The sequence below is a fragment of the Bacillus nitratireducens genome (assembly GCF_001884135.1).
In the GTDB taxonomy this organism is placed as follows: domain Bacteria; phylum Bacillota; class Bacilli; order Bacillales; family Bacillaceae_G; genus Bacillus_A; species Bacillus_A nitratireducens.
Genome location: NZ_MAOC01000025.1, coordinates 1 through 25,075, shown reverse-complemented (window position 1 = coordinate 25,075; position 25,075 = coordinate 1). Strand labels below are relative to the sequence as shown.

Here is a 25,075-nt window from a genome sequence, read left to right as displayed (position 1 = left end):
AAATAGAGGGGTGAAACGAGCTGCAAATGATAAGGCTTTTCTTATCAGCAAGACTCTATACAGTAAAACATTATTCTCTATAGTATATTCACCTGTATAAAAAACGTTTTCATACATTCTATTTTTGTAATTTTATTTCAGCAACCGGTCTATACTTTGGCGTTTCCTTCACGTGAGATTCATACAAAGTAATCGTATCTGCTTGAAATGATGTTACAGGTAAGCCTTTTACATTTGCCAGATCAAATACTTTTTCTCCTACCCATTTACGCGCAACAGTAATATGAGGATGATAAGGGCGCGTGTCTAGAGAGAAGCCATTTTCTTCACAAATTATATGCACTTGCTTTTGCAACTGAACCAAATTATTATTCTCACTTACCTTCGCCCAAAAAATACGCGGCTCGTCTTCCATGCCAAACGTTGAAAATTCTTGTAACGTGAAAGTTAGTTCTTTGATTTCTGTAAGTGTTTGTAATCCATTCTTTATTCCTTCTAATTGTTCCTCTGTCGCACTTCCTAAAAATGAAAGGGTAATATGATAGTCTTCTTCATGTACCCACGAGCGAAATAGTAATTCATCCTTCATTTCCACTTTGTAATTAGAAAGAATTTCTTTTATATGACGTGGTAAAGTTACTGCGACAAAATAATGCGGCACCATCTACATCGTCTCCTTTATATTATTGTTGCTTTTCTTTCTTATCTCATTCAGTTAAAAAGAATCGAACCTTCCTAAAAAGTCTAACCAAGTTAAAATTGCAATAGTAATTAAAATTATATCGACTTAACAACAAAATACGACAAGAGAAGCAACCTACCTCTAACAGAAAACCGTCCCAAAAAAACTTTTGGGACGGCCTCTCATTATTTACATATCCATTACTTTGCTAATTCATAAATCGCCTGAGCATAAATCGCTGTTGCTTTTAATAAATCTTCAATTTCAATGTACTCATCTTTTTGATGCGCAAGTTCTTCTTTTCCAGGGAATAGCGGGCCAAATGCAACGCCAGCTTTCAATGAACGAGCATAAGTACCACCGCCGATTGCTAATAGTTCTGCTTTTTCGCCTGTTTGTTCTTCATATACGCGTTGCAGCGTACGAATTAATACGTGGTCTTTATCAACGTGATGCGGGCGAGAGTTCGAATAATCCGCTACTTCAAATCCATGAGTACCGACATATTCTTTTAACTTCGCAATCATTTCTTCAAAATTAGTCGTAACTGGATAACGTACATTTAATCCTAAATTACCACCATTCTCTTGCGTATAAGAAAGGCGACCAACATTCACTGTTAACGGACCGCTAATATCGTCTTTATAAGAAATACCAGCTTTCTCGCCCAAAATATCTCCTGTAAATGTTTCTGTTACAAACGATGCAAACGAAGCCCCTTTTCCATCAAGAGAAACTTTCGTTAAGCAGTTTGCCAATAATAAACCTGCATTTTCTCCCTTTTCCGGAGTAGATCCGTGAGCTGAAATCCCTTTGATTTGTAACGTCACCGTATTACCTTCTACAATTGCTTTACCCATTTTTTTAGCAGTTTGTAAATACTCTTCATATGCTACTGTAAGTGCATTTACATCTTCTCCTGTAATAATCGCTTCTGCATAATCAGGAACCATATTCAAACGACGACCTGACTCAAATGAAATCAGCTTAAATGCGCCTTCTTTCTCTTCGCTACCATTTTGAACAACTTGTATGTCAGAAATTCCTTTTTCAGCATTAATAATTGGAAAATCTGCATCTGGTGCAAAACCGATTGTTGGCATTTCTTCATTTTTAAAGTAATGATCTACACACTTCCAATTACTTTCCTCATCTGTTCCTAAAATCATACGAACACGTTTAGAAAGAGGTAAGCCTAATTCTTTTACAATTTTCATTGCATAATAAGCTGACATTGTCGGTCCTTTATCATCAATCGCACCGCGTGCAAAAATCTTCCCGTCGCGAATATCCGCACTATACGCAGGAGTTGTCCAGCCATCTCCTTCTGGTACAACATCAACGTGACAAAGGATACCTACTAATTCTTCTCCTTGTCCCATTTCAAGATGACCTGCATACCCTTCTAAATTTTTAGAAGCGAAACCATCTGCGTCTCCTTTATGTAACATGAAAGATAAAGCTTTTTCAACACCGTCACCAAATGGTGCGCCCTCTTTCGCAGATTCTTCTTCCCATACACTTTTAATTTGTAAAAATTGTTGTGTATCACGAATTAAATCATCTTTTCGTTTTGCAACTTCTTCTGTCCAATTAATCGTTGACATCACGCATCCATCCTTCACTATATTGTCTCTTTCATCATAGCAAACCGAAATCTCTTATGCCATACATGAAAACCCAATAACGAACAATTGTAATATTTCAGATATTTCTCATTAGTTTTTCTTTTATTTTCTCAAAAAAATTTGCAGGAATTTGGCGTTTTACGTAGAAATTTATGAATTAGTTGACTGACCAAATATACAATGTCAACTACCAATATTTTTCTATATGAATATTTGTTAAACTTTTGTAAAATTTAAGTAGATTAAAGCATGAATTTTATCATGTAGAGTACAATGGTAGTAACGACCTTCTTTCCTGAATGGGGTCAAAAAAACTAGTAGAGGAGTGGTTTTCTCTTGAAACCTACAACTACTCGTATGCTAACACGCATTAAATCGATTTATATGTACATCAATGAAAACGGTACGGTAACAACGAAAGACCTTGTAGATGAGTTCGGGATCACACCGCGAACGATACAACGTGATCTAAATGTGTTGCAGTTTAATGAACTCGTGTATAGCCCTTGCCGCGGCAAGTGGACAACGACAGGAAAGAAAGTGAGAATGACCTCATAACAAAAAAATAATTGTATGTAAATAAATACATACCCCTTTCTAACTCATTAGAAAGGGGTCTTTTCTATGCTTTGAAATTGACGTTACTTTTCGTTATCTACTTGATATGTTTTTAACATTTCTACTTCTTCATCTGTTAATTCACGATATTGCCCAAGTTCTAACTCTTCATCTAGCACTAAAGGTCCCATCTCTGTTCTCTTTAAGTACACTACTTTTTTCCCTACCGCTTCAAACATACGCTTCACTTGATGGAATTTTCCTTCTGTAATCACGAGCTCAATTTCAGAAATATCATCACTCTTTAAAATTGTAAGGTCGCCTGGCTTCGTTTCATAGCCATCTTCTAAAATAACACCTTTAGCGAATTCTTTTACATCCTCTTCCGTTACAACTCCTGAAACGTGTGCATAGTATTTTTTCGGCACATGCTTTTTCGGAGATAATAGTTGATGCGTTAACTTCCCGTCATTTGTAATCAATAAGAAACCTTCTGTATCAATATCAAGTCTCCCAACAGGGAATGGATCAAAAATCGCATCTTCTAATTCTAATAAATCTATTACCGTTTCATGGTTATCGTCTTCTGTCGCTGAAATAACACCTTGTGGTTTATGCATCATTAAATAAACAAACTCTTTATATTCCACAACTTCACCGTGAATCATAACCTCTTGTTCTTCTACATTCACATGAAATTTCGGATCTTTCACTGGCGTCCCATCAATTTTCACAACGCCGTCTTTCAATAATTTCTTTACTTCTTTTCTACTTCCGTGTCCCATGTTCGCTAATAATTTATCTAATCTCATGTTCTTCACCTTCTTTATTTATCATAAGAAAAGGGGACGTATTTACGCCCCTTTTGATTTCAACTTTATTTTGAATCTACTACCAAGTTTACGCTGGATTTTCTCTAAAGCTTCTCCGCCAAATACTCTTTCTAGTACTCCTGTGCGAATCGCTAACAATCCGTAAACAAGTCCACCAATACCTGCACAAATCGCAACTGTAATAAGAGCGCCAATACGGCCATCAGGCGAAATCATGAAGGATAGAAGCCATTGTGATAGTTTTACAGCAATAACCATTACAAGTGTTAATATTGCAATTTGGAATGTTCTCTTATATACAACACCAAATGAATAGTTTGCATGTTTTTTGATTTGTCTATTCGTATACCATACAGAAGCTAAGAAGCCGACTGCAGTAGCCAAAATCGCCCCAACTGTACCGAAATAGCGAATAAAGATTACGTTACATACAAATTTCAATATAACACCCATCACAAGCGCAACAATCGCATGTTTCTGCTGGTTAATCCCTTGCAGAATTGCTGCTGTTACTGTGAATAAAGCGAATAACAATGCAACCGGCGCATACCACATTAATACTTGTCCACCTAGTGGATCTGAATCGTAGAAAGCAGTGTAAATTGGATATGCAAGTGTAGAAATACCGATAACTGCTGGCAATGTTAAAAACATATTCGCCTGGAACGTTTGTGTAATTTGTAATTTTAAATAACGGTATTGCTTTTCAGTAAACGACTTTGTAATCGCTGGCACAAGCGTTAAACTAAACGCTGTTGCAAGTGATACTGGAATCATAATTAATTTATGCGTCCACATCGTGAAAATACCAAGTGCTCGCTCTGCGATATCTCCTTGACCAATCGCCTGCATAATAGAGTTAAATGTCAATGTATCAATTTGTTGATATAAAGGAATTGTTAACCCAATTACAACGTAAGGAATTGCATACGCAAACAACTCTTTAAACAATTGAGCGGTACTTACCGTCGATTCTGGTACAGTTTGCTCAATTAAATATTGATCCAAATATTTTTTACGTTTTAACCAGTACCAAATTAATACGCCAAGTGCTCCAACTGCTGAAACGAATGCAGCAAATGTCGCAACCCCAACTGCCGTTGCTACTGTACCACCAAGTACTTTAATAACGATGAAACTACCCGCTAATAAAAAGACGATACGAATAATTTGCTCAATAATTTGTGACACCGTAGTCGGTCCCATCGATTGGTGACCTTGGAAATAACCACGGATCAAACTTGCTGCCGGCACAACAATAAGCGCAAAACTTACGAGACGAATAATCGTCGTAACTTCTTCTATCTTATTTTGTAAACTTTGTTTACCAAGCATTGCTTCTGCAAATAATGGTGCGGTCATGTATAGAACTAGGAACGAAAGAACTCCGGTTACTATCATCATAACCATTCCTGAGCGGAACATTCTCCGGCTCGTTTTATAATCGCCAAGTGCATTATATTTGGAAACAAACTTCGAAACAGCAAGCGGCACCCCTGCCGTTGCAATACTTAAAAATATCGTATATGGAATGTATCCATATGTATAGAGCGTTCCGCCTTCTGTGCCTACTAATGCATGAAACGGAAAGACGTAAATCATGCCTAAGAACTTTACTAAAAATGTCCCTAACGTCACAATAAGCGTTCCGCGCAGAAATTTTGAATCGGACATACGAAAATCCTCCTACATCTAGATAAAGTGAAACTTTAATCAGTGGGGATTTTGTTCATCCCCACTGATTATTAGCCCGCACCAATTGGGCGTTTACGGGCAGTTTATCTTCCACCTTACTTCCTGGCTCTAGCCGAATTTCGAGGTGGAGTTTTACTGCCCACAAATAGCGGGATAAAATGAAACTATAATTAGCGGGAGACTCCCCTCCTACTAATCATTCGAGCATTTACGGACCTTTTTAACTCCCTCTTTACTTCTCATAAATCTTAAGATGGTAGTCTTATTGCCCATAAATAGCAGGATAGTGCTGAACTCTAACTTTTGTATTGTACCACAATTCTCTCCTGAAGCAGTACTTCACTCTATTTTTCTTTTAAGGGAAAACATGCTATTCTTTTAGGCAGGAAATGTAGAAAATGAGGTCGATATATTATGCATTATGATGTTATTGTCATCGGTGGCGGTCCTTCAGGACTAATGGCTGCAATCGGTGCTGCTGAAGAAGGCGCAAGCGTCTTACTTCTTGATAAAGGAAATAAACTTGGACGTAAACTTGCGATTTCTGGTGGTGGTCGTTGTAACGTGACGAACCGTCTACCACTTGATGAAATTGTTAAACATATACCAGGAAATGGTCGCTTCTTATACAGTGCTTTTTCTATTTTTAATAATGAAGATATTATTACATTCTTCGAAAATCTCGGTGTAGAGCTAAAAGAAGAGGATCATGGCCGCATGTTCCCAGTATCAAATAAAGCGCAATCTGTTGTAGATGCACTGTTAACACGATTAAAAGACTTAGGTGTGAAAATACGTACGAATACGCCTGTTGAAACGATTGAATATGAAAACGGGCAAACGAAGGCTGTCGTACTGCAAACAGGTGAAGTGTTAGAAACGAATCACGTCGTTATCGCTGTTGGCGGAAAATCTGTTCCTCAAACTGGTTCTACTGGAGATGGATATGCTTGGGCTAAAAAAGCTGGGCATACAATTACAGAATTATTCCCAACAGAAGTACCAATCCTTTCAAATGAACCGTTTATTCGTGACCGCACATTACAAGGTCTTGCTTTACGAGATGTAAACTTAAGTGTATTAAACCCGAAAGGAAAAGTTATCATTTCTCATAAAATGGACATGCTTTTCACTCACTTCGGCCTATCTGGTCCTGCTGCTCTTCGCTGTAGCCAATTCGTTGTCAAAGCGTTGAAAAAGTTTAAAACGAACACAGTGCACATGAGTATCGATGCATTGCCAGAAGAAAATAGTGAGCAACTGTTCCAGCGCATGCTGAAACAAATGAAAGAAGATCCGAAAAAAGGAATTAAAAACGTTTTAAAAGGTTATGTGCCTGAACGTTACTTCTTATTCTTATTAGAAAAAAATGAAATTGACGGTAGCGAACAAGCTGGACAAGTTTCTCACGAGAAGATTCGTGCACTTGTGAAAGACTTTAAAGAATTTACCGTCCATGTAAATGGTACGCAGTCAATTGAAAAAGCATTCGTTACTGGCGGGGGAGTATCCGTTAAAGAAATTAACCCGAAAGAAATGTCTTCTAAATTCACGAATGGCTTATATTTCTGCGGAGAAGTTCTTGATATTCACGGTTATACTGGTGGCTATAACATTACATCTGCTCTCGTTACTGGTAGAATTGCCGGAACAACAGCTGGAGAAAACGCAAAAATGCAGTATTAAAAAAAGAAACAGGTATTCCTGTTTCTTTTTTTATATGTACATGAAATTATATCGGCGGTTTGACAAGAGATATCAACTTACCAACAAGGAACGCCACATATGCCCTCCTCCTACCTCTCGTTCTTTTTTGTTGCTTTATATACCTTAGTACCTTTATATTTTATATTGTTGAATATTTGAAAAAGGGTAAGGGGAAAAAATATGAGAAAAAAAGTCATGATGTCTTTAATGCTAATGACGTTTCTTTCTGCGGTAGAAGGAACGATTGTTAGTACAGCGATCCCTCGTATAACGAGTGATTTGTCAGGCGTCGAACTTGTTAGTTGGGTATATGCAATCTATATGCTTGCAACAGCTGTTTCGACTCCAATATACGGAAAACTAGCTGATTTATTCGGCCGTAAAAAAGTTCTGCTCATCGGAGCAACAATCTTCTTAATCGGTTCTGCACTTTGCGGAGTCGTTACATCAATGGAACAATTAATCTTCTTCCGTGCTCTTCAAGGTATAGGGGCTGGTGCTGTTATGCCAATCACAATGACGATTATTGGAGACTTATATAGCGAAGCGAGAGACCGCGCGAAGGCACAGGGCTGGATGAGTGCCGTTTGGGGTGTATCTGGTGTTATTGGGCCGTTAGTAGGTGGATTTTTAGTTGATTCTCTTTCTTGGCGCTATATTTTCTTCTTAAACGTTCCTTTTGGAATTATCGCTTGCTTAATGTTTGCCACTTCCTATAAGGAATCTGTTAAGTCCGCCGCCAAGCAACATATCGACTACCTTGGTGCAACAGTCTTCTCATTAAGTACAATCGCTCTGCTATACGCATTATTAACAGGTAGCAGTAAGCAAAACTGGGGAGACATAACAATTATTGGCCTATTAATCTTTGCCGCTATTTCATTCATTATTTTCTTATACATCGAGAAAAAATCTCCGGAACCATTAATTCCGCTAGCACTTTTCTCTAACCGTACATTATCTACTATAAACATACTAACACTTATTGCTGGCGCAATGATTATTAGTATTACAATGTATCTTCCAATTTGGAGCCAAGGTGTTTTAGGAAAAAATGCGACAGAAGCTGGACTCATTTTAATGCCGATTCCTGTTATGTGGACATTCGGTGCTATGTTCTCCGGTAACTTAGTTGGCAAGTTACAAACGAAACAAATCATTTTACTTGGAGCTAGCATTTTATCCGTTGCTACCTTCTTATTATTTACATTATCAACAGATTCACCATCGTTCCTTATCTATGTTGCAGTCGGATTATTCGGCTTAGGAATGGGGCTTGTTACACCAATTTACATGGTCACAATTCAAGCAGCTGTACCGGCTCATACGCGCGGAACGGCAGTTGGTTTAAACACATTTATTAATACATTTAGTCAAACACTAGGCGCTGCAATCTTCGGCACAATCTTCAATACGATGATTCACGCGCGTGGTATTAAAAATCTTGATCTCGTATCTTCTGGCGGACACGGCGGAGCTACAGCAAACGTAGCAACCGAGTCTCAAGAGGCACTGGCATCAAGTGTACACGTCATTTATATGAGCACTTTCGTATTAGCGGTACTCACATTAATTATCGCTTGGCTCTTATTAAAGCCAGCTAAACAAACAAGTGAACAATAATAAAGAGGATGGCCATTTCGGTCATCCTCTTTTATTCTTCATTCTCCACAATATGTTTAAGCATGGACAACTTATTATCCCAAAAACGTTCATAATACGAGAGCCACTGCTGTAATTCCTCTAATGGTTCTGGGTGCAAACGATATATCTTCTCTCTTCCACTCTTTCTTCCACTCACTAAATTTGCTTCTGAAAGAATATGAAGGTGCTTTACAACCGCAGTACGACTCATCGGAAAATGATCCGTTATTTTGGAAATCGGTAACTCTTTATCACTTAATAACCGTATTACTTCTCGGCGGGTTGGATCAGCAATAGCTTGAAATACATCATATTTCGCTGCTGATGAAGACATTTAACCTTCAACAACCTTTTTCAGTTTTTCATTTACAATCGCTACCCATCCGCCATTCATTCTATCGCGAATAATAGAGCTCTTCGCATTCGCTTTCGGAAGAATTTCATCAGGATGTTTCCAGCCGCCGTGAATTAACGTAAATTCTGTTTTATTATCTCCTAGGTCTTTCAAATTAAATGAAACAACCCAGCCATCTGTGTCCCATGAGAAAGATAAATGGTTCGGTTCATCAATTTCTAACACTTTACATGGTGATGGCCCAAATGGCGATTGTACATGAAACTCATGTCCTACCTCTAACTCAAAATCATTTGGCATAAACCATGACGCAATTCCTTCTGCAGTTGATACTACATTCCATACTTTTTGAATAGACGCGTTAAAAACGATTGTTTGTTTAATATCAGTTAATGTATTTTGTTGTTCCATTTTAATTCTCCTTTATTCAGTGTAAAAATAACACCTTTTAGTTTCATTTTTGATAATATAACACCATTTGGTTATATGTCAAGGAAGGCTATGTTCACTGTTGAGAAATTCTCAACATTTTTTCAACAGGACAAACACCCTCTCAGCATTCCCTCATAATATACTCACAAAGGCAATAAAAAATAAAAACTTCTCTCAACATGAAACTCCATCATTCATATTGAAAGAAGCGCCTTACTTATATCATGCGTACTGTGTCTCTCCTCCTTCCCTCAGGGACAATACGTGAGATATGAAAAGTCAGAAGGAATATGCCCACCATTTGAGTAGGTAGTTATTTCTCTTCTCCTCAACATTTCCTTAGGAGCGAAATGACTACCGACTCACTTTTTTAAACAAAAATAAAAAGGGGATGTAAGCTATGTTCTATTGCATTAATTGTTCTGAAATTCACCATGAAAAACATCCGAATGATAAAGTATTCAAAAACGGTTTTTATATTGATCCATTTTTAGGTGATCGTTATCACCTCGGTATGTGCACTGATGCTCAGGAGCATGAAACAGGAGAAATTCTTTTAACAGCAAAAAAAACAGGCGCAACACAATCTATTATGAATATTTTACCGACACATGTTGTCCCAACATAAAGCATAAAAAAGAGCTGGCTCCCCAGCTCTTTTTTATGCTTTATAAACAATCATCGCTGAAAAACAATAAATTTGATTTTCATCATCATTAATCGAAACACCAACTTGATACTTTATATCTACAAAATTTCCATCATCAATTTTTTTCAAAAATACATTTACTGCATCTTCTAAGTCTTTTTCATGACTTTCATCAAATACTTTCACACGAATCATGTTAACACCATCCTAGATCGCAGCCCTCCGCCGCTTGATTATTGCCACGGTGCGTATCTATGATGCGATAAAACTTTCCTTCTTCGTATATATATCCGTCTTCTAACACATATTGTTTACCTTCAGTATAGACATAAAACTTACCTATCATAAATTTACTCGTATATAATTCCAAATAATTTGGTCTAAATTTAGCTACAACTTTATTTGTAATATCAATTTTTATTGTGCGCCCCACCTTCTCTCCCTCCTTTGCAAAGAACGGATTTAGGTATATTGTATTAGCGATTTTACATTTTATGCTTAAAAATAAGTGGATATGCCCTTTTTCTTCGCCTGTACTATTTTTCTAAAAAAATCTCCCCTTTTCTTTTCACATATAAGGGCAAAAAAACATCTAAAAAAAACGACTTTTATATATTGACTACAGTATATCAGATATGATATTATATAAAATTTGACATTTTTATCTAAATGTGTTATCATTAAAGATGGTTACCACATATGGAGGTGGATGATTTGTTTCAAATTGGTGATAAAATCGTTTATCCAATGCACGGTGCAGGAATCATCGAAGCAATTGAAGAGAAAGAAATATTAGGTACTACACGTCAATATTGTGTTATACGCATCATTAATAAAGATATGCAAGTAATGCTTCCGATGGATCAATTACAAAAATCAGGTATACGTTATATCGTTGATAAAGGTACGTTAGATGGTATACTTCTTGAATTTCATCATGGGGAATCAGACCCCTCACTTTCCTGGAAACAAAGATATACAATGAATATGGAAAAAATGAAGAACGGCAATCTTCAAGATAGTGCAGAAGTTGTTCGTGATTTACTTCGTCGCAATAAAGAAAGAGCATTAAATGCGAGCGAAAAACAAATGCTAGATAATGCGCGCAAAATGGTTATTAGCGAAGTTGCGCTCGTACAGAATGTTTCAGAACATCAAGCAACAGAATTTCTTCAAGATACAATCAATCATTAATTTTAAAAATAGCTGACCGCTATTTTTTTTTGCTTAAAAAAGGCCAAAGAGATAAATCGCTTTGGCCTTTTCATATTATCCACGCCCAGCTTGGAACGATGGGTATAAAGTCATTCCACCATCTGCAAATAACGTAATTCCAGTTACGTAACTAGCCTCTGCTGAAGCGAGCCACGTTGCTACTGCTGCGATTTCTTCAGGTTTTCCAATGTAGCCCATCGGTATCATACTTTCTACGTCAGCACGCTTTTTAGGATCAGCGAACTTTTCAGCATTGATTGGCGTATTAATTGCACCTGGTCCAATATTATTTACTCGAATACCTTTTGGTGCATATTCTAACGCTAACGTTTCTGTCATAAGTTTAATACCGCCTTTACTTGCGGCATAGTGCACGAATAGTGGCCATGGAATTTTCTCATGAACACTAGACATATTAATTACAGATCCTTTAATATTGTGTTCCACAAAATATTTAATCGCTTCACGGCTTCCTAAAAAAGCGCCTGTTAAATTCGTATTGATTACTTTATTCCAATCCTCTAATGGCATTTCATGCGACGGTACCGCGTTTTCTATTCCTGCATTATTAATCATAACGTCGAGCGTACCAAACTCTTTCACAGCAGATTGAATGAGATTCACAACATCTCCCTCTGCGGTCACATCACCTTTTACAGCAATCGCTTCTCCGCCTACCTTTTTAATTTCTTCTAACACATCATTCGCTTCCGACTCTCGTGAGCGATAGTTAATAACGACTTTCGCCTTTTCCTTAGCAAACCTTACTCCCATCGCTCTTCCGAGACCAGTCGCTGATCCTGTAATAACGACAACTTTTCCTTCTAAATCACTATACATTTCAATACCTCCTTAACCTTTTGCAATTCCTAACATAATTCCAGCTGCGATAATAAAAACGATACCAACAACAATCCCCGTTAATTGGCGTTTCGTTTTTCTTTCACCTAATATAAGAATCCCGCCAAGCGTCGAAATAACAATTCCCATTTGTGATAGTGAAAAGCTTGTTGCGACTCCGACACGCGGCTGCGAAATGAATAAAAACATATTTCCTGCTGCCCAAATTAATCCTGGAATAATATTTCGTATCGCATACTTATTAAATGGATGATGTTTAAACGTAAGTAAAATCCCTCCTAACACCATACCAACTGCTTGTGGTAATAAAGCCGACCAACCATCTACGTTAAATAACCTAATAACTACTACGTAAACTAAATAACCGACTGTTGAAATTAATAAAATTATGATACCCCTTTTAAAATTTGCTGCTTGCTCTGCATTTTTTTCTTCTTCGCTTTGAAGTGATGTTAAAATAACACCGATAATAATACAAACGAGTGCTAAAATTCCAAGTACGACTGATATTGTCGTAGACCATTCATGAAATACGATAACGCCAAATAAAGTCGTCGCAACTAATTGCAGCCCTGTTGAAATGGGCATCGTCCTCGAAACACCCATTAAATCAATACTTTTCAATTGATTCGCCTGACCAAGTGCCCAAAATAAACCTGACACAATTCCAACTCCAATAACAGTAGGAGTTAATACTGGCTTTACAAAAATATAAACAACAATCGAGAAAATAAGTGCACCAAGCGTTGTTCCAAGCGTTTGACTATACGGTCCACCGCCCAGTTTCACGTTAAATAGCACAATACTTCCCCAAAATATAGCTGGTAAAATCGCTAAAAGTATATCCATGGCTCATTACCTTTCTTTACTAAATGTCATCTGTTACCGCTCTACACCATTAGAGTGTGCTTTCATTTTTTCCTTCGCTCGTGCGCAAACCTTTTCTGCGATCGCACTAGATACATTTTTTTCTCTCTCCGCTTTCTTGATCTTTATGTGATCTAAATTATCTTCCAAAGTAAGTGTAACTTTGTCATTAGGCGGATTATGTGCCCCTTGAAAGGTAAGAAATTGTAGCGTCACTTCAAATCTAGGAACAAATTCATCTTTCTTGCCTAGACGCTTTATATTTGTAACGGAGTCACATTCATACTGATCTTCTGTCGCTTGCCTTATAACTGAGTAATATCGATTAAGTAGTGCACTCTCTAAAAGTTGTTCCTTCGATTCTTTCGCCCAAGAATGGCTTGGAGAAGAGAAAAAAATGGAACATATCATTGTAATCATTACACATATCTTTTTCATAATTCCCTCCTTGTTCTATAAGTTAGTGTTCTCAAAACTGCCATAAAAAAACGACTTCCCCTATTCAGGAAAGTCGTTTTAATAAATCCAATATTAACCACCGCTCACTGGTGGTATAAGTGCAACTACATCACCAGATTGTATCGTATCATCTTCATTTGCATATTCTTCATTAATCGCAACCATAATTGGTGCTGATACTGGTACATTATATTCCTTCGCGACAATATCTTTTAACTCTGCAACCGTAATATTTTCTTTCTCTATTTGTAATTCACTTGTTCCTGCTTCTTCTTGCAAGTTCGCAAATAACAATACTCGAATCATATTTATAACTCCTTCCCAGGCTCTCCTGCTGGATATGGTGTTTTTTCTAATTGATCACCAATCCATGAGTCACCATCTTCCCAAAACTCCTTTTTCCAAATCGGAACAATTTGCTTAATACGCTCCATAATATATTCATTTGCTTCATAGGCCTCTTTACGATGCGGCGTTGATACCGCAACAACAACCGCGATATCAGAAATTTGCAACGTGCCAATGCGATGTGTAATCGCAACGTGTGTACCAGGCCATTTCTCCTTCACTTCTGAGCCGACTTTCTGTAGCATCTTTTCTGCCATCGACTTATAAGCAACATACTCTAAGTATAATGTACGACGCCCTTTCGTAAACTCCCTAACCGTTCCAATAAATGTTGTAACAGCACCGCATTCACGTCGAATTACTTTCTTTGCCACCTCTTCAATCGAGATTTCTGTATCAATTACTTCATAATACGTATTTATCATTTTGCACTCCTAACCGTTTGTAAAAACCAGTCTACATACAATTTTTCTTCTGTTATATGAAATACTTTATAGTCTTCTCTTAAGTTTGACAGGACATTATCCCACGTAATAATTGCTACTACGTTTTCTACCTTATGTAAAAGTTCAATGTCTTCCGCAGAGCGAAGTAACACTACTTTTGGATATTTCTCAGCTTTATAGCCCTCTATTAAAATCGTATCCACTTCAAAAAATTCGTACAAGCGGATAATTTCTTGCAAGGACCATTCATCTCGTAATGAAGACAGAGATAGTAACCCAGCGCCTTCTACACTACTTACGACCGCACCAGCTTTCCGGTGCCTTTCACTATCTTTTTGCGCTACTTCAGGAAAACCACCATGACCATGATGCTTAATTGTAGCAACTTTCATTTCGCTTTCGGCTAATGCATGCACAATTTTCTCTACAAGTGTTGTTTTCCCGCTATTTTGATACCCTACTATTTGTAAGATTGAAGGGGCGTTGCCCATGGCCAATCACATCCCTCGGAGTGCTCTAACAATAATACAGATACTTTCATCCCTGCTTCAAATCCTCTCGTTCCTCCGGGCAACACGATAAAAGCATTCGCATCCGCGAGTGAAGATACCGCACTCGATTTATCTAAACCGATCGGCATCACTTGTAGTGCCCCATTAACAATGCTCGCTTTCGCTCTTACAAAACGAGTAAACGGATTTGGTTTCGGAAAATCTTTTTGCAAAATAGCGTCTGCCCTATATATGTGAGGCTCCTTCGCATACAAATACGTTTTTATAACCGGATGCACAAACAATTCGAAACCTACATAACAAGCTGATGGATTACCTGATAAACCGAAAAGTAACTTTCCATCAACTTCAGCTACTGTCGTTACACTTCCGGGTCTCATCGCTATTTTATTAAAAAGCACATTTGCCTGTAACTTTTCATAAATAGCCGGTAAGTAGTCGTAATCTCCTACTGAAACACCGCCCGTTGTAATTAAAATATCAACCTCATCCATCGCTGATTTAACAGCTGTAAAGCATGCATCTAACTCATCGGCAAGTTGTCCATAGTAACGCACTTTCCCGCCAGCTTTCATAATTTGAGCTGCAATCATATAAGAGTTACTATTTCTAATTTTGCCTGGCTCTAGCGGCTCATGCACTTCTAGTAATTCACTTCCTGTCGTTACAATACCGACAACAGGCTGTTTTACAACTTTCACAGTGCTATATCCAAACGTCGCTAACAGTGCGGCAACACCTGGATTGATTACAACACCTTTGTTAACAAGGACTTGATTTTGTTTTATATCTTCTCCTTTAAATGACACATTGTCACCATTTTGGAAAGGGCGTTTCAACTTCATATATGTACTTTCGTTCTTCTCGAATCCTTCCGTCAACTCTAGCATTACGACTGCATTGCAATCTTCTGGAATAGCTGCTCCTGTCATAATACGAACCGCCTGAAAAGCTCCTACTTCTTCTAAAAAAACAGAACCTGCTCCAATTTCTCCTATTACTTCAAATTCAACCGGATGCTCTTGACTCGCTTCCTTCGTATCTTCTGCTCGAATTGCGAAACCGTCGTAAGGAGAACGATCAAAGTGAGGAACGTCGTGATCTGAGACAACATCCTCCCCAAGAATCCTCCCATAACTTTCTGTAATAAAAACTTCTTCTACTTCACCATGCTTAGCGTATTTCATAACCCGCTCTACTGCCTCAGCAACTTGAATCGGGATTCGTTTTTCTACCATTGTTTCTCACCTCATATTTGCAAAATATCTAATCTCGATTACACTTTATATATTAAATCGCAATTACTTCAAGGAGGAATTCCATGTCTTCATTCACACATTTCAATGACCAAGGGCGCGCTAAAATGGTTGATATAAGCGACAAAAAAGTAACCGTTCGAACAGCAATTGCATGCTCTAGCATTCTCGTTACGAAAGAAATTTTTGACAAAATCTCTCACAATGAAATTGGTAAAGGTGATGTATTGGCTGTTGCACAAATCGCAGGCATTATGGCTGCAAAACGTACTTCTGATATTATCCCAATGTGCCATCCTTTATTGTTAAAAGGTGTTGATGTTTCTTTCGATTGGAAACAGTCAGAAGAACAATATCGACTACTTATTGAAGTAAAAGTTAAAACAGAAGGTAGTACCGGCGTTGAAATGGAAGCTTTAACAGCTGCTTCCGCTACCGCTCTTACCGTGTACGATATGTGTAAAGCTGTTGATAAAGGCATGATTATTGGCGAAACGTACTTACTTGAAAAAACAGGCGGAAAAAATGGAGATTATATTAGAAATTCTTAATACTATCTTTTCCTTGTGAACCTAAAGGATTGCCTTTAGGTTCACCCTATATATCTTGCATATAAGCGTTTCGCCACATTCATATCATTCGTCCCATGAATAAACGCTCTACCATCTGTAAATAAAACAAAACGATATTTTTCCACCGGAAATGATAATAAATAAGGCGTTTCCTTTACATCCACACTTTTTTGTAAGCGCTTTTTAATTTCTTCTAAATTAAACCCTTGTCGCACACCTGGACGGATTTGAACTGTATTTCGTCCACATAATACTTCTGTTTTCGTTTGTGCTTCAAATGTTAAACTCGGATATGTACGTAGCTTTCCACAAGATAAACATGTATCCTTTTTCTGTCTATTCACTTTAAATGCCATCTGTTGATTATTCCAAAGATCAAATGATAGCATCGTTTCACGAAGTGCCTCAAAATCTTCTACTAATATTTTTAAAGCCTCCGTTATTTGATGCGCAACTACTAATTGCACTGCTGGCTGTATAATACCGGCCGTATCACATGTTGCCCCGCTCGCTGGATGCTCCATTAAACATCGAAAGCATGGCGTTTTTCCTGGCAAAATTGTGTAAGTTACTCCGTAGCTTCCAACGCATCCTCCATATATCCACGGAACGTTATACATTTGAGATATATCATTAATAAGAAGGCGCGTTTCAAAATTATCTGTCGCATCTAATATTAAATCTACACCTTTAATTAACTCTTCCATTTCTTGAACCGTTACATCGGTCACAACCGGGATAATTTCCACTTCAGAATTAATCGCTTTTAAATGTTCTGCTGCTGCTACCGCCTTCGGTTTATACTGCTTTGCATCTTCTTCTGTATATAATTGTTGCCTTTGTAAATTGCTCCATTCTACATAATCACGATCCGCAATCGTTATTTTTCCAACACCTGCTCTAACAATCGCTTCTGCATTTGCTGCACCAAGAGCACCAGCGCCGATAATAAGCACATGCTTCTCTCTTATTTTTCGCTGTCCTTTTTCTCCAACACCAGAAAATAATATTTGTCTTGAATATCGCTCCTGCATACGATAGCCCCCTTTCTTATCCTCCTATATAAGACATTTCAATTTTCGGACGATTCTTTGCACTTTCTTCTGTCCGTTCATCCGAATACCTATCTTTTCTATTTACCCACACATCCTGTATAACGCTTAATAACTCATCATCCGAAAGATTTCCTCTCAGAAGTTTCCTTACATCCAATCCTTCTGTCGCAAATAAGCAAGTATAAAACTTTCCATCTGCTGAAATTCTCGCTCTCGTACAAGAGGAACAAAATGACTCAGAAACAGAAGTAATAAAACCGACTTCAACATTTGTTCCAACGTACCGATATCGCTTCGCAACTTCACCGAAATAATGCGCTTCAGCTGGCTCAAGCGGATACACTCTATGAATCATCTCGATCAATTCTCGCTTTGTAACCACTTGATCGAAATTCCATCCATTCGTACTACCAACATCCATAAACTCAATAAACCTAAGCGTGATTCCTTGCTCTTTAAAATACGCAGCCATTGGAAGTACTTGATGATCGTTCATCCCTTTTTTCACAACCATATTTACCTTTACTTCCAGCCCCGCCTCTTTCGCTGCTTTAATTCCTTTAATCACAGGTTTCGTATTAATATTTCGACCATTAATGTTCCTAAATATATCATCATCTATTGCATCTAAACTAACATTTACTCTATGTAATCCAGCTTCTTTTAATGCCTTTGCTTGTTTCGTTAAATGAATAGCATTTGTCGTTAATCCTATATCTACTAACCCATCAATTTTCACAAGACGTGCAATAAGTTTTGTTAAATCTTTACGAAGCAGTGGTTCGCCACCAGTAATTCTAATTTTTCGTACACCGATGCTAACAAACACTTTTGCCAAACGCTCAATTTCATCAAACGTTAGTAAAAACTCATCTTTCAAAAAAGCATAATCAGGCCCAAATACTTCCGCTGGCATACAATATGTACATCTAAAATTGCAACGATCAATGACAGATATGCGTAAATCTTGAAGTGGGCGTCCAAAAAAGTCTTTAATCTTCTCCTGCATCGCCACCCTCCCTTTCTGCCAAATTTCTCTCTTTTCATTCTATTATAATATATTTTCGAACTGCGATGTTTTTGCTAAGGTGAATAAAGTGAAACTTTAAACAATAGGAGGTTATCAATTCCCCTCTGATTAGCGAGGATGACTCTCAAATACTGGGATAAAAAAACCTTGAAACATAAAAGTCCCAAGGTTTTCTACTTATTAACTTAATCTAATAATAGTTAGAGTAGCTCCTGGCGTTGTTGTGGATAATGTAGCTATTGCAACTAATCCAAATAATTGCAAACTAACAGCAGCTCCAGCAGGCAAGTTAGCAATTATTGGTGCACTAAATGAACCAGTAGCCACTGCCGGAGAGTTTATCGTTCCCGCAAGCGGACTGCCATTTACAGTTATACGAGAACTTACAAGTAATCCTGCCGTTAAATTAATTGTATAGGCTATATAATAATTCCCTGCATTCGCAACTGTAAATACAGTATTTCCACCACTAACGGTTATTCCTGGTCCAATATTTTGATTGTTCGGTAATGGGATATTCGTACCGCCTAATAAAACAGAAATAGCGGTTCCTGATGTATTATTCGCAAATGCATACGTTGCAGTTGTACTAACTCCAGTCACCCCGGTCGCTCCAGTTGATCCTGTTGCTCCAGCTCCGGTTGGGCCGGTTGGGCCTGTTGGACCTTGGATTCCTTGCGAACCGGTTGGACCTTGTGAACCTGTTGCCCCCGTTGGACCTTGAATTCCTTGTGAACCTGTCGCTCCTGTTACTCCCGTTGGACCTTGAATTCCTTGTGGGCCTTGCGCTCCTGTTGGACCCGTGTCCCCAGTTGGGCCTTGTGGACCTTGTAAACCTTGCACACCTTGCGGACCGGTTGGACCTATGTCACCTTGAACACCTTGAATTCCAGTTGGACCTTGGGGACCGGTCGGGCCCTGTACCCCTTGTATCCCTTGAATTCCCTGTGGACCTTGTGCTCCTGTGGCTCCGGTTGCACCTTGGATTCCTTGCGGGCCTTGATCTCCTTGGATTCCTTGAGGGCCGGTTGGACCTTGAATTCCTTGAGGACCTTGATTTCCTTGCGGACCTTGATTTCCTGTGGACCCAGTTACTCCTTGTATACCTTGTGGACCTTGAACACCTTGCGGACCGGTTGGGCCTATGTCTCCTTGTACTCCTTGTATTCCTTGTGGACCCTGCAGCCCCGTTGCTCCGGTTGCACCAGTTTCTCCCGTGGCCCCGGTCACACCTGTCGCTCCTGTTACTCCCGTATCTCCTAGTCCTCCCGTTACACCTGTCACTCCTGTCGGACCAGGTGGTCCACCGGATGGACCTGTCACTCCCGTCGGACCTGATGGACCTGTTGGGCCAGTCGGTCCGGCTGGTCCTCCTGATGGACCTGTTACACCTGTTGGACCAGTTACTCCAGTTGCTCCTGTAGTCCCTTCCCCTGTCGCCCCTGTTGTACCCGTATCTCCAGTTACTCCTGTCGGCCCTTGGATTCCTTGAATTCCTTGTGGGCCTTGCACTCCTTGCGCACCCGTCGGTCCTTGAATTCCTTGGATTCCTTGAACTCCCTGTGGACCCATCGGACCTGTTGGACCTATATCCCCTTGAGCACCTTGCACTCCTTGCGGACCCTCTGGACCTGTTGCACCTATGTCTCCCTGTATTCCTTGAACACCTTGCGGACCCTGTGCTCCAGTTGCTCCTGTTACTCCTTGAATGCCTTGTATCCCTTGGATTCCTTGCGGGCCTTCTGGACCTGTTACTCCTATTGGCCCTTGAATTCCTTGGATTCCTTGTGGGCCCTCTGGGCCTGTTGCTCCAGCTGGCCCTGGCACTCCTTGTATTCCTTGCGGACCCTGAAGTCCTTCTGGGCCTTCTGGTCCTGTTGGCCCTATATCTCCCATCGGGCCTTGAATTCCTTGAACTCCTTGTGGGCCCGTTTCTCCTGTTGGACCCGGTACTCCTTGTATTCCTTGTGGACCTTGATCTCCTGTTGCTCCTGTTACACCTTGAGGTCCTATAGCTCCCTGTATACCCTGAGGACCTTGATCCCCCGTTGCTCCCGTTATCCCCTGAATCCCCTGTATTCCTTGTATTCCTTGTTCACCCGTCAATCCTGTCGGACCAGGAATACCTTGAATGCCCTGTGGACCTTCTGGACCGGTTGGACCAATTGGCCCTTGAATTCCTTGTATTCCTTGCGGGCCCTGTGCACCGGTTTCTCCTATACTTCCCGTCGGCCCAGTATTTCCAGTCTCTCCCGCACTTCCAGTTACTCCAGTATTTCCAGTTGCTCCAGTCGCTCCTGTACTTCCACTCGGTCCACCTCCAGGCCCTGTCGCACCAGTAGCCCCCGTTGGACCAGGCGGTCCCCCTGATGGGCCAGTTACCCCTGTTGGACCTGTTATTCCTGTCGATCCGGTTACCCCCTGACCTGTTGCTCCAGTCGGACCCGTACTTCCACTCGGTCCTTGTGGTCCTTGAAACCCTTGAGCTCCTTGTATCCCTTGTGAACCAGTTGCACCCGGTACCCCTTGCACACCTTGAATTCCTTGAGGTCCCTCTGGCCCGGTAGCTCCAATCGGCCCCTGTAATCCCTGTATCCCCTGTATACCTTGTGCCCCAATCGCTCCTGTTGGACCAATTGGACCTTGTAACCCTTGCACTCCTTGTGGTCCTGTCGCTCCAGTTTCTCCCTGTGGTCCCCTTAATCCTTGTGGTCCCTGCTGTCCTTCAGGTCCTGTTGCACCCATTTGTCCAGCTGGCCCTTGAATTCCTTGCACTCCTTGTGGTCCTGTCGGTCCGATCTCTCCCATTGGTCCTTGTAATCCTCTTGGTCCTTGTGGGCCTGTTGGACCTTGTGGACCTGTTGGGCCTGTAATCCCTATACCTGTAAATCCAGTTGGAGCTGGAGGGAAAGTAGGCCCAATAAGTTCTGGTGAAATTCTAAAATTAGAGTTTAACGAATGTAATTTTCTTTTATCATCACGCTCTTTCACACTTTTCACCACCTACAAACCATCTTTTTCACACTAGATAGACCTCTTCTTCTTAATCTATTTACAAAAATAATCTCCAAGACTATTTTTATTTTAAATAATAAAAACCCCCTTAATTCCTTAAGGGAGTCCCGCAATTGAATCCATATTATCTGTATTAGGGACAGCTTGTGCTATACCCGATGTATTTACATTTTGCCCCATATTCGTTCCTGTTACAGTACCAGCAGGAGTTCCTCGTGTATATGTTGTCGTCACAGAATCTCCCGGTTGTAAACAAAGCTTCGTCTCCGTCCCTATTACTGTAACAACGTCAATCCAAGTGCACCCCATTGAACCACTATACGATTTCGAAGCAGTAAATGAAGTATCACTCAAATTATCCCCTGTAAATATATTCCCAGTATTATTAACGATAATAAATTCTTTAATACGTGCAGGCATACTTACACTCTACCTTTCCTTTATGCACCTAATGTACGTGTACTCGTCGCTAATGGCGGAAGAAACACTGATGTTCTAATCACAGCTTCTGGCTGTCGTTTCCCATTTAAAAAAACAGCCGCACTCGATCCTCCAGCACCAGCATATATTTTTGCCACAGCTAAAGGTGAGATATCATAACAGTCACCGACATTAACTGCTCCTGTATTATTTATAATTTTTACTTTACGCATATTAATCCCCATTTACCTATCCCCCTTTTATCCCGCTATTTGCAGGCAGTAAGACTCCCACCTCAAAATTTGGCTGGAGCAAAGAAGTTAGGTGAGAGTCGGACTAATAATTAGCGGGGGATGAACAAAACCCCCACTGATTAAAATTTCACTTTATACACTGTATGCAAAAGAAAAAAACTTGAAACAAACACGTTTCAAGTTTTTTTGAGCTACTTATTTAGTTTCCCCTTCATATTGAAGCATACCGCCAACCATGTTCACTGTTTTAAATCCTTGTTCATTTAAATAATGGCATACATTTTCACTGCGCATTCCCGAACGACAAATAAAGATATATTCATTCTCTTTCTCAAAGAAATCTACTTTATTTGGAATATCACCCATTTTAATATGTACAGCTTCTGGAATTTTCCCTGCCGCTACTTCTTCATCTTCCCTTACGTCTACTAAAAATAACGTTTCTCCATTGTCTAAACGCTCTTGCACTTCTTCTGTAGTAATTGTTTTAACTTCTGTCATATGTCGTTCCTCCTTATATACAATAAAACCTTTAGTTTTTTCTTTAAACAACCATTTCTAATCAATTTTAGCATGCGAAAGAAAGAACGCAAAGAACCGAGAATTTATTTCTCAATTTCCTCACAAAACTTATTCTTTACAAACATAACTCGTGCATTGTATCCTCAATATACTTGTTTTATGAAAGGAGCCAGTTAAAATGACACTTTTTCTTTTCATTATGGGTATCATTTTCTTAATTTTTGCGGTCATTGCTCTTAGCATGAAAAATAATAAAAAGATAAAATCCCCTCAAGAAATGTCATTCTTATTTCTATTACTTAGTATAGCTTTCTTTGGTTTATCAATCGCTTCATATATTTTCCGTCTGCAAATTATGTAAAAAAGGTGCCTATTATAAACAATGCACCTTTTCCACATTAATTATTTTCTACACAAAACTAGATACTTTCTGATTTAAAAACTCATACACTTTCTTTTCAAATAAATGAACATCTAACGCTCCTGCCATATGCCCATTTATACTTTCTATTTCATATACTTCTGCGTACTTCCCCTGCTTTTGCAAAACATCTACCATTCTATAATTGTAACGAGATGGTTGAAGTAAATCTTGTTTGCATGGAATCATGAGTACATTCGCTTCAATCTTAGAAAGAGCCTCTTCTAAGGAAGAAAAACCATGTGCAATATCATGTAATAAGACTGCCTTCGCAGTATACATCCATGAATTTGCATCTACTAAATCTATACTTTTACATGTCACTTTATTTATCTCTTTCTCAAATGATGTTAATGCAGAAAATTGTTGATAAGGTGCCATTTCTATACTGTTCCGCGGGAATGTTGTTTCATAAAAATTTTCATCAAATGCATTCATAAACATCATTTTATTCGCTAAATGAAGCCCCTTCATTGGTTGCTCCTCTCCGTACTTTCCGCCTTTCCAATCTGGATCAAGCTGAATTGCTTCGATTGCATTTTGCGCTACATTTCCCGACGTTATAATTGGATTTTGCGGATTCGTAATAACTCCAATCATTCGCTGCACCATATGAGGATAGTGGACAGCCCATTGCTGTGCAATCATCCCACCTGCCGATGGCCCCATTACAGCATGTAACCTAGCAATCCCCATATTTTTTATTAACTCATATTGCATCCGTGCTACATCTAAAAATGTGAAAACTGGAAAATCCATCGCATACTCAAAACCAGTCATCGGATTTATCGATTTTGGCCCCGTTGTAATCACATATGGGTTCTTCACTTGTACATTACAAAGGTTATCAGTACATATGACGAAATATTTATTTGTATCAATTGCTTTGCCAGGTCCAATTAATCCATCCCACCAACCAGCCCCCTCATCATGCTCTGTATATTTTCCTGCAGCATGACTTGTTGCACTAAAATAGTGACAAACCAAAATCGTATTTGATCTTTCTCTATTTAAAGTACCATACGTCTCATACCCCATTTGAACAGGAATCTCCCTACCATTTTCAAACACAAACTCTTTTAAAACAAACTTCTCCTTTTTTACAATTTGCACAGACTCGCCTTCTTCCCGTCATATTATGAACTGCTTACTAAAGGATTTTTTCTATGCAAACCAATCTCCTCCTTCTTTTCATAAATAAATGAATAATATACAAAATTAGCCACAAAATAGCACTATATTACACAATCAAAGAGGGCATACATATGATTTGGAATTGGTTACGTAAAAAGAAAAAATCAAATTCAACAGAAACAAAAGAAGCAGATAATACTCCGAAACAGCAATCTAGTAATCAAGAGGATGAAGACAAAGAACAGACTAGAAGTATGAAACATAATACAGGTAAAAATAGTGAACAAAAAAAATCTGAGCAAGATGATTCTTCCCAAGAGAAACAGCAAAACTCTAAGCAAGGTAATTCTTCTCAAGAGAAACAACAAAACTCTAAGAAAGGTGATTCTTCTCAGGAGAAACAACAAGATTCTAAACAAGACGATTCTTCTCAGGAAAAACAGCAAGATTCTAAACAGGACGATTCTTCTCAAACGAAACAGCAAGATTCTAAACAGGACGATTC

29 protein-coding genes and 1 pseudogene are annotated in these 25,075 nt (G+C 39.0%); 8 read left to right on the top strand and 22 right to left on the bottom strand.

The window, feature by feature from the left end; all coding sequences use genetic code 11:
• Window positions 1-118: 118 nt before the first annotated feature.
• Both thpR and pepV read right to left on the bottom strand, forming a co-directional pair.
• Window positions 119-664: an RNA 2',3'-cyclic phosphodiesterase gene (gene thpR, locus BAU23_RS09650; RefSeq protein ID WP_000248924.1), complete on the bottom strand. Its 546-nt coding sequence runs from the start codon at window positions 662-664 to the stop codon at window positions 119-121.
• A gap of 218 nt (window positions 665-882) precedes the next feature.
• Window positions 883-2,289: a dipeptidase PepV gene (pepV, locus tag BAU23_RS09645; RefSeq protein ID WP_000104325.1), complete on the bottom strand. Its 1,407-nt coding sequence runs from the start codon at window positions 2,287-2,289 to the stop codon at window positions 883-885.
• A 357-nt stretch (window positions 2,290-2,646) separates the two neighbouring features.
• On the opposite strand from pepV, the gene BAU23_RS09640 reads away from it, so the two are divergent.
• Window positions 2,647-2,868: a DeoR family transcriptional regulator gene (locus tag BAU23_RS09640; protein ID WP_000805512.1), complete on the top strand. Its 222-nt coding sequence runs from the start codon at window positions 2,647-2,649 to the stop codon at window positions 2,866-2,868.
• An 83-nt stretch (window positions 2,869-2,951) separates the two neighbouring features.
• Here the strand turns inward: BAU23_RS09640 and BAU23_RS09635 are convergent, their stop codons facing one another.
• Window positions 2,952-3,680 carry a pseudouridine synthase gene (locus BAU23_RS09635; protein ID WP_001234929.1) on the bottom strand — a complete coding sequence of 243 codons (729 nt, stop codon included), beginning with the start codon at window positions 3,678-3,680 and terminating at the stop codon, window positions 2,952-2,954.
• Between the two features lie 42 nt (window positions 3,681-3,722).
• The gene (locus BAU23_RS09630; protein ID WP_001284035.1) at window positions 3,723-5,375 is read right to left on the bottom strand and encodes a putative polysaccharide biosynthesis protein; all 1,653 of its coding nucleotides are present in this window, start codon (window positions 5,373-5,375) and stop codon (window positions 3,723-3,725) included.
• Between the two features lie 435 nt (window positions 5,376-5,810).
• Here BAU23_RS09630 and BAU23_RS09625 point away from each other — a divergent pair, with 435 nt between their 5' ends.
• Window positions 5,811-7,082 carry a BaiN/RdsA family NAD(P)/FAD-dependent oxidoreductase gene (locus tag BAU23_RS09625; RefSeq protein WP_000558877.1) on the top strand — a complete coding sequence of 424 codons (1,272 nt, stop codon included), beginning with the start codon at window positions 5,811-5,813 and terminating at the stop codon, window positions 7,080-7,082.
• A 201-nt stretch (window positions 7,083-7,283) separates the two neighbouring features.
• Window positions 7,284-8,726: an MDR family MFS transporter gene (locus tag BAU23_RS09615; protein ID WP_001228000.1), complete on the top strand. Its 1,443-nt coding sequence runs from the start codon at window positions 7,284-7,286 to the stop codon at window positions 8,724-8,726.
• A 31-nt stretch (window positions 8,727-8,757) separates the two neighbouring features.
• Here the strand turns inward: BAU23_RS09615 and BAU23_RS09610 are convergent, their stop codons facing one another.
• Together BAU23_RS09610 and BAU23_RS09605 are read right to left on the bottom strand one after the other, a co-directional pair.
• Entirely contained in the window at window positions 8,758-9,081 is a 324-nt protein-coding gene (locus tag BAU23_RS09610) for an ArsR/SmtB family transcription factor (RefSeq protein WP_000098837.1), read from the bottom strand.
• Window positions 9,082-9,513: an SRPBCC family protein gene (locus BAU23_RS09605; protein WP_000437772.1), complete on the bottom strand. Its 432-nt coding sequence runs from the start codon at window positions 9,511-9,513 to the stop codon at window positions 9,082-9,084. It lies immediately after the preceding gene.
• A gap of 421 nt (window positions 9,514-9,934) precedes the next feature.
• Here BAU23_RS09605 and BAU23_RS09595 point away from each other — a divergent pair, with 421 nt between their 5' ends.
• Window positions 9,935-10,162 carry a DUF3973 domain-containing protein gene (locus BAU23_RS09595; RefSeq protein ID WP_000498999.1) on the top strand — a complete coding sequence of 76 codons (228 nt, stop codon included), beginning with the start codon at window positions 9,935-9,937 and terminating at the stop codon, window positions 10,160-10,162.
• A gap of 33 nt (window positions 10,163-10,195) precedes the next feature.
• Here BAU23_RS09595 and BAU23_RS09590 read toward each other — a convergent pair whose 3' ends face one another.
• Both BAU23_RS09590 and BAU23_RS09585 read right to left on the bottom strand, forming a co-directional pair.
• Window positions 10,196-10,378, bottom strand: coding sequence for a sporulation protein Cse60 (locus BAU23_RS09590; RefSeq protein ID WP_000621746.1), 183 nt, complete (start codon window positions 10,376-10,378; stop codon window positions 10,196-10,198).
• 1 nt (window position 10,379) lies between these two features.
• A complete protein-coding gene (locus BAU23_RS09585) occupies window positions 10,380-10,616 on the bottom strand; it encodes a DUF2553 family protein (protein WP_000533805.1) in 237 nt (78 codons plus the stop codon).
• Between the two features lie 266 nt (window positions 10,617-10,882).
• On the opposite strand from BAU23_RS09585, the gene BAU23_RS09580 reads away from it, so the two are divergent.
• Window positions 10,883-11,377 (top strand): CarD family transcriptional regulator, encoded by a 495-nt coding sequence (locus BAU23_RS09580; RefSeq protein WP_002077588.1) that lies wholly within the window; start codon window positions 10,883-10,885, stop codon window positions 11,375-11,377.
• Between the two features lie 75 nt (window positions 11,378-11,452).
• Here BAU23_RS09580 and BAU23_RS09575 read toward each other — a convergent pair whose 3' ends face one another.
• From BAU23_RS09575 to BAU23_RS09545, 7 genes are all read right to left on the bottom strand, one after another.
• On the bottom strand, window positions 11,453-12,238 hold the full coding sequence (locus BAU23_RS09575; RefSeq protein WP_000286696.1) for a glucose 1-dehydrogenase: 786 nt from the start codon (window positions 12,236-12,238) through the stop codon (window positions 11,453-11,455).
• 12 nt (window positions 12,239-12,250) lie between these two features.
• A complete protein-coding gene (glcU, locus tag BAU23_RS09570) occupies window positions 12,251-13,108 on the bottom strand; it encodes a glucose uptake protein GlcU (protein WP_000353529.1) in 858 nt (285 codons plus the stop codon).
• A 33-nt stretch (window positions 13,109-13,141) separates the two neighbouring features.
• Window positions 13,142-13,564 (bottom strand): DUF3888 domain-containing protein, encoded by a 423-nt coding sequence (locus BAU23_RS09565; protein ID WP_000717659.1) that lies wholly within the window; start codon window positions 13,562-13,564, stop codon window positions 13,142-13,144.
• A 93-nt stretch (window positions 13,565-13,657) separates the two neighbouring features.
• A complete protein-coding gene (moaD, locus tag BAU23_RS09560; RefSeq protein ID WP_000621795.1) occupies window positions 13,658-13,891 on the bottom strand; it encodes a molybdopterin converting factor subunit 1 in 234 nt (77 codons plus the stop codon).
• 2 nt (window positions 13,892-13,893) lie between these two features.
• Entirely contained in the window at window positions 13,894-14,358 is a 465-nt protein-coding gene (moaE, locus tag BAU23_RS09555; protein ID WP_000611219.1) for a molybdopterin synthase catalytic subunit MoaE, read from the bottom strand.
• The gene (gene mobB, locus BAU23_RS09550; RefSeq protein ID WP_002094381.1) at window positions 14,355-14,876 is read right to left on the bottom strand and encodes a molybdopterin-guanine dinucleotide biosynthesis protein B; all 522 of its coding nucleotides are present in this window, start codon (window positions 14,874-14,876) and stop codon (window positions 14,355-14,357) included. The genes moaE and mobB overlap by 4 nt, the downstream gene beginning before the upstream one ends.
• Window positions 14,840-16,129 (bottom strand): molybdopterin molybdotransferase MoeA, encoded by a 1,290-nt coding sequence (locus BAU23_RS09545; RefSeq protein ID WP_071734247.1) that lies wholly within the window; start codon window positions 16,127-16,129, stop codon window positions 14,840-14,842. The genes mobB and BAU23_RS09545 overlap by 37 nt, the downstream gene beginning before the upstream one ends.
• Before the next feature lie 83 nt (window positions 16,130-16,212).
• Between BAU23_RS09545 and moaC the strand changes: the two genes are divergently transcribed.
• Window positions 16,213-16,698 carry a cyclic pyranopterin monophosphate synthase MoaC gene (gene moaC / locus BAU23_RS09540; RefSeq protein ID WP_000094156.1) on the top strand — a complete coding sequence of 162 codons (486 nt, stop codon included), beginning with the start codon at window positions 16,213-16,215 and terminating at the stop codon, window positions 16,696-16,698.
• 41 nt (window positions 16,699-16,739) lie between these two features.
• On the opposite strand, the gene BAU23_RS09535 is transcribed toward moaC, so the two are convergent.
• From BAU23_RS09535 to BAU23_RS09510, 6 genes are all read right to left on the bottom strand, one after another.
• Window positions 16,740-17,753, bottom strand: coding sequence for a molybdopterin-synthase adenylyltransferase MoeB (locus tag BAU23_RS09535; RefSeq protein WP_001158114.1), 1,014 nt, complete (start codon window positions 17,751-17,753; stop codon window positions 16,740-16,742).
• A gap of 16 nt (window positions 17,754-17,769) precedes the next feature.
• The gene (moaA, locus tag BAU23_RS09530; RefSeq protein WP_001156505.1) at window positions 17,770-18,783 is read right to left on the bottom strand and encodes a GTP 3',8-cyclase MoaA; all 1,014 of its coding nucleotides are present in this window, start codon (window positions 18,781-18,783) and stop codon (window positions 17,770-17,772) included.
• Between the two features lie 201 nt (window positions 18,784-18,984).
• Window positions 18,985-21,795 (bottom strand): BclA-related collagen-like exosporium protein, encoded by a 2,811-nt coding sequence (locus BAU23_RS09525; RefSeq protein WP_071734245.1) that lies wholly within the window; start codon window positions 21,793-21,795, stop codon window positions 18,985-18,987.
• A gap of 120 nt (window positions 21,796-21,915) precedes the next feature.
• Window positions 21,916-22,239, bottom strand: coding sequence for a hypothetical protein (locus tag BAU23_RS09520; protein ID WP_001111501.1), 324 nt, complete (start codon window positions 22,237-22,239; stop codon window positions 21,916-21,918).
• Window positions 22,240-22,259: 20 nt separating this feature from the next.
• Window positions 22,260-22,484, bottom strand: a complete 225-nt coding sequence (locus tag BAU23_RS09515) for a spore germination protein (RefSeq protein WP_000512595.1) — start codon at window positions 22,482-22,484, stop codon at window positions 22,260-22,262.
• Between the two features lie 204 nt (window positions 22,485-22,688).
• Entirely contained in the window at window positions 22,689-22,994 is a 306-nt protein-coding gene (locus tag BAU23_RS09510; protein WP_000141201.1) for a rhodanese-like domain-containing protein, read from the bottom strand.
• 199 nt (window positions 22,995-23,193) lie between these two features.
• Between BAU23_RS09510 and BAU23_RS09505 the strand changes: the two genes are divergently transcribed.
• Window positions 23,194-23,376, top strand: a complete 183-nt coding sequence (locus BAU23_RS09505) for a hypothetical protein (protein WP_000171884.1) — start codon at window positions 23,194-23,196, stop codon at window positions 23,374-23,376.
• 48 nt (window positions 23,377-23,424) lie between these two features.
• Here BAU23_RS09505 and BAU23_RS09500 read toward each other — a convergent pair whose 3' ends face one another.
• A complete protein-coding gene (locus BAU23_RS09500) occupies window positions 23,425-24,549 on the bottom strand; it encodes a homoserine O-acetyltransferase family protein (protein WP_071734243.1) in 1,125 nt (374 codons plus the stop codon).
• Between the two features lie 152 nt (window positions 24,550-24,701).
• Between BAU23_RS09500 and BAU23_RS09495 the strand changes: the two are divergent.
• Window positions 24,702-25,075: pseudogene (locus BAU23_RS09495) on the top strand (spore germination protein); the annotation flags it as partial.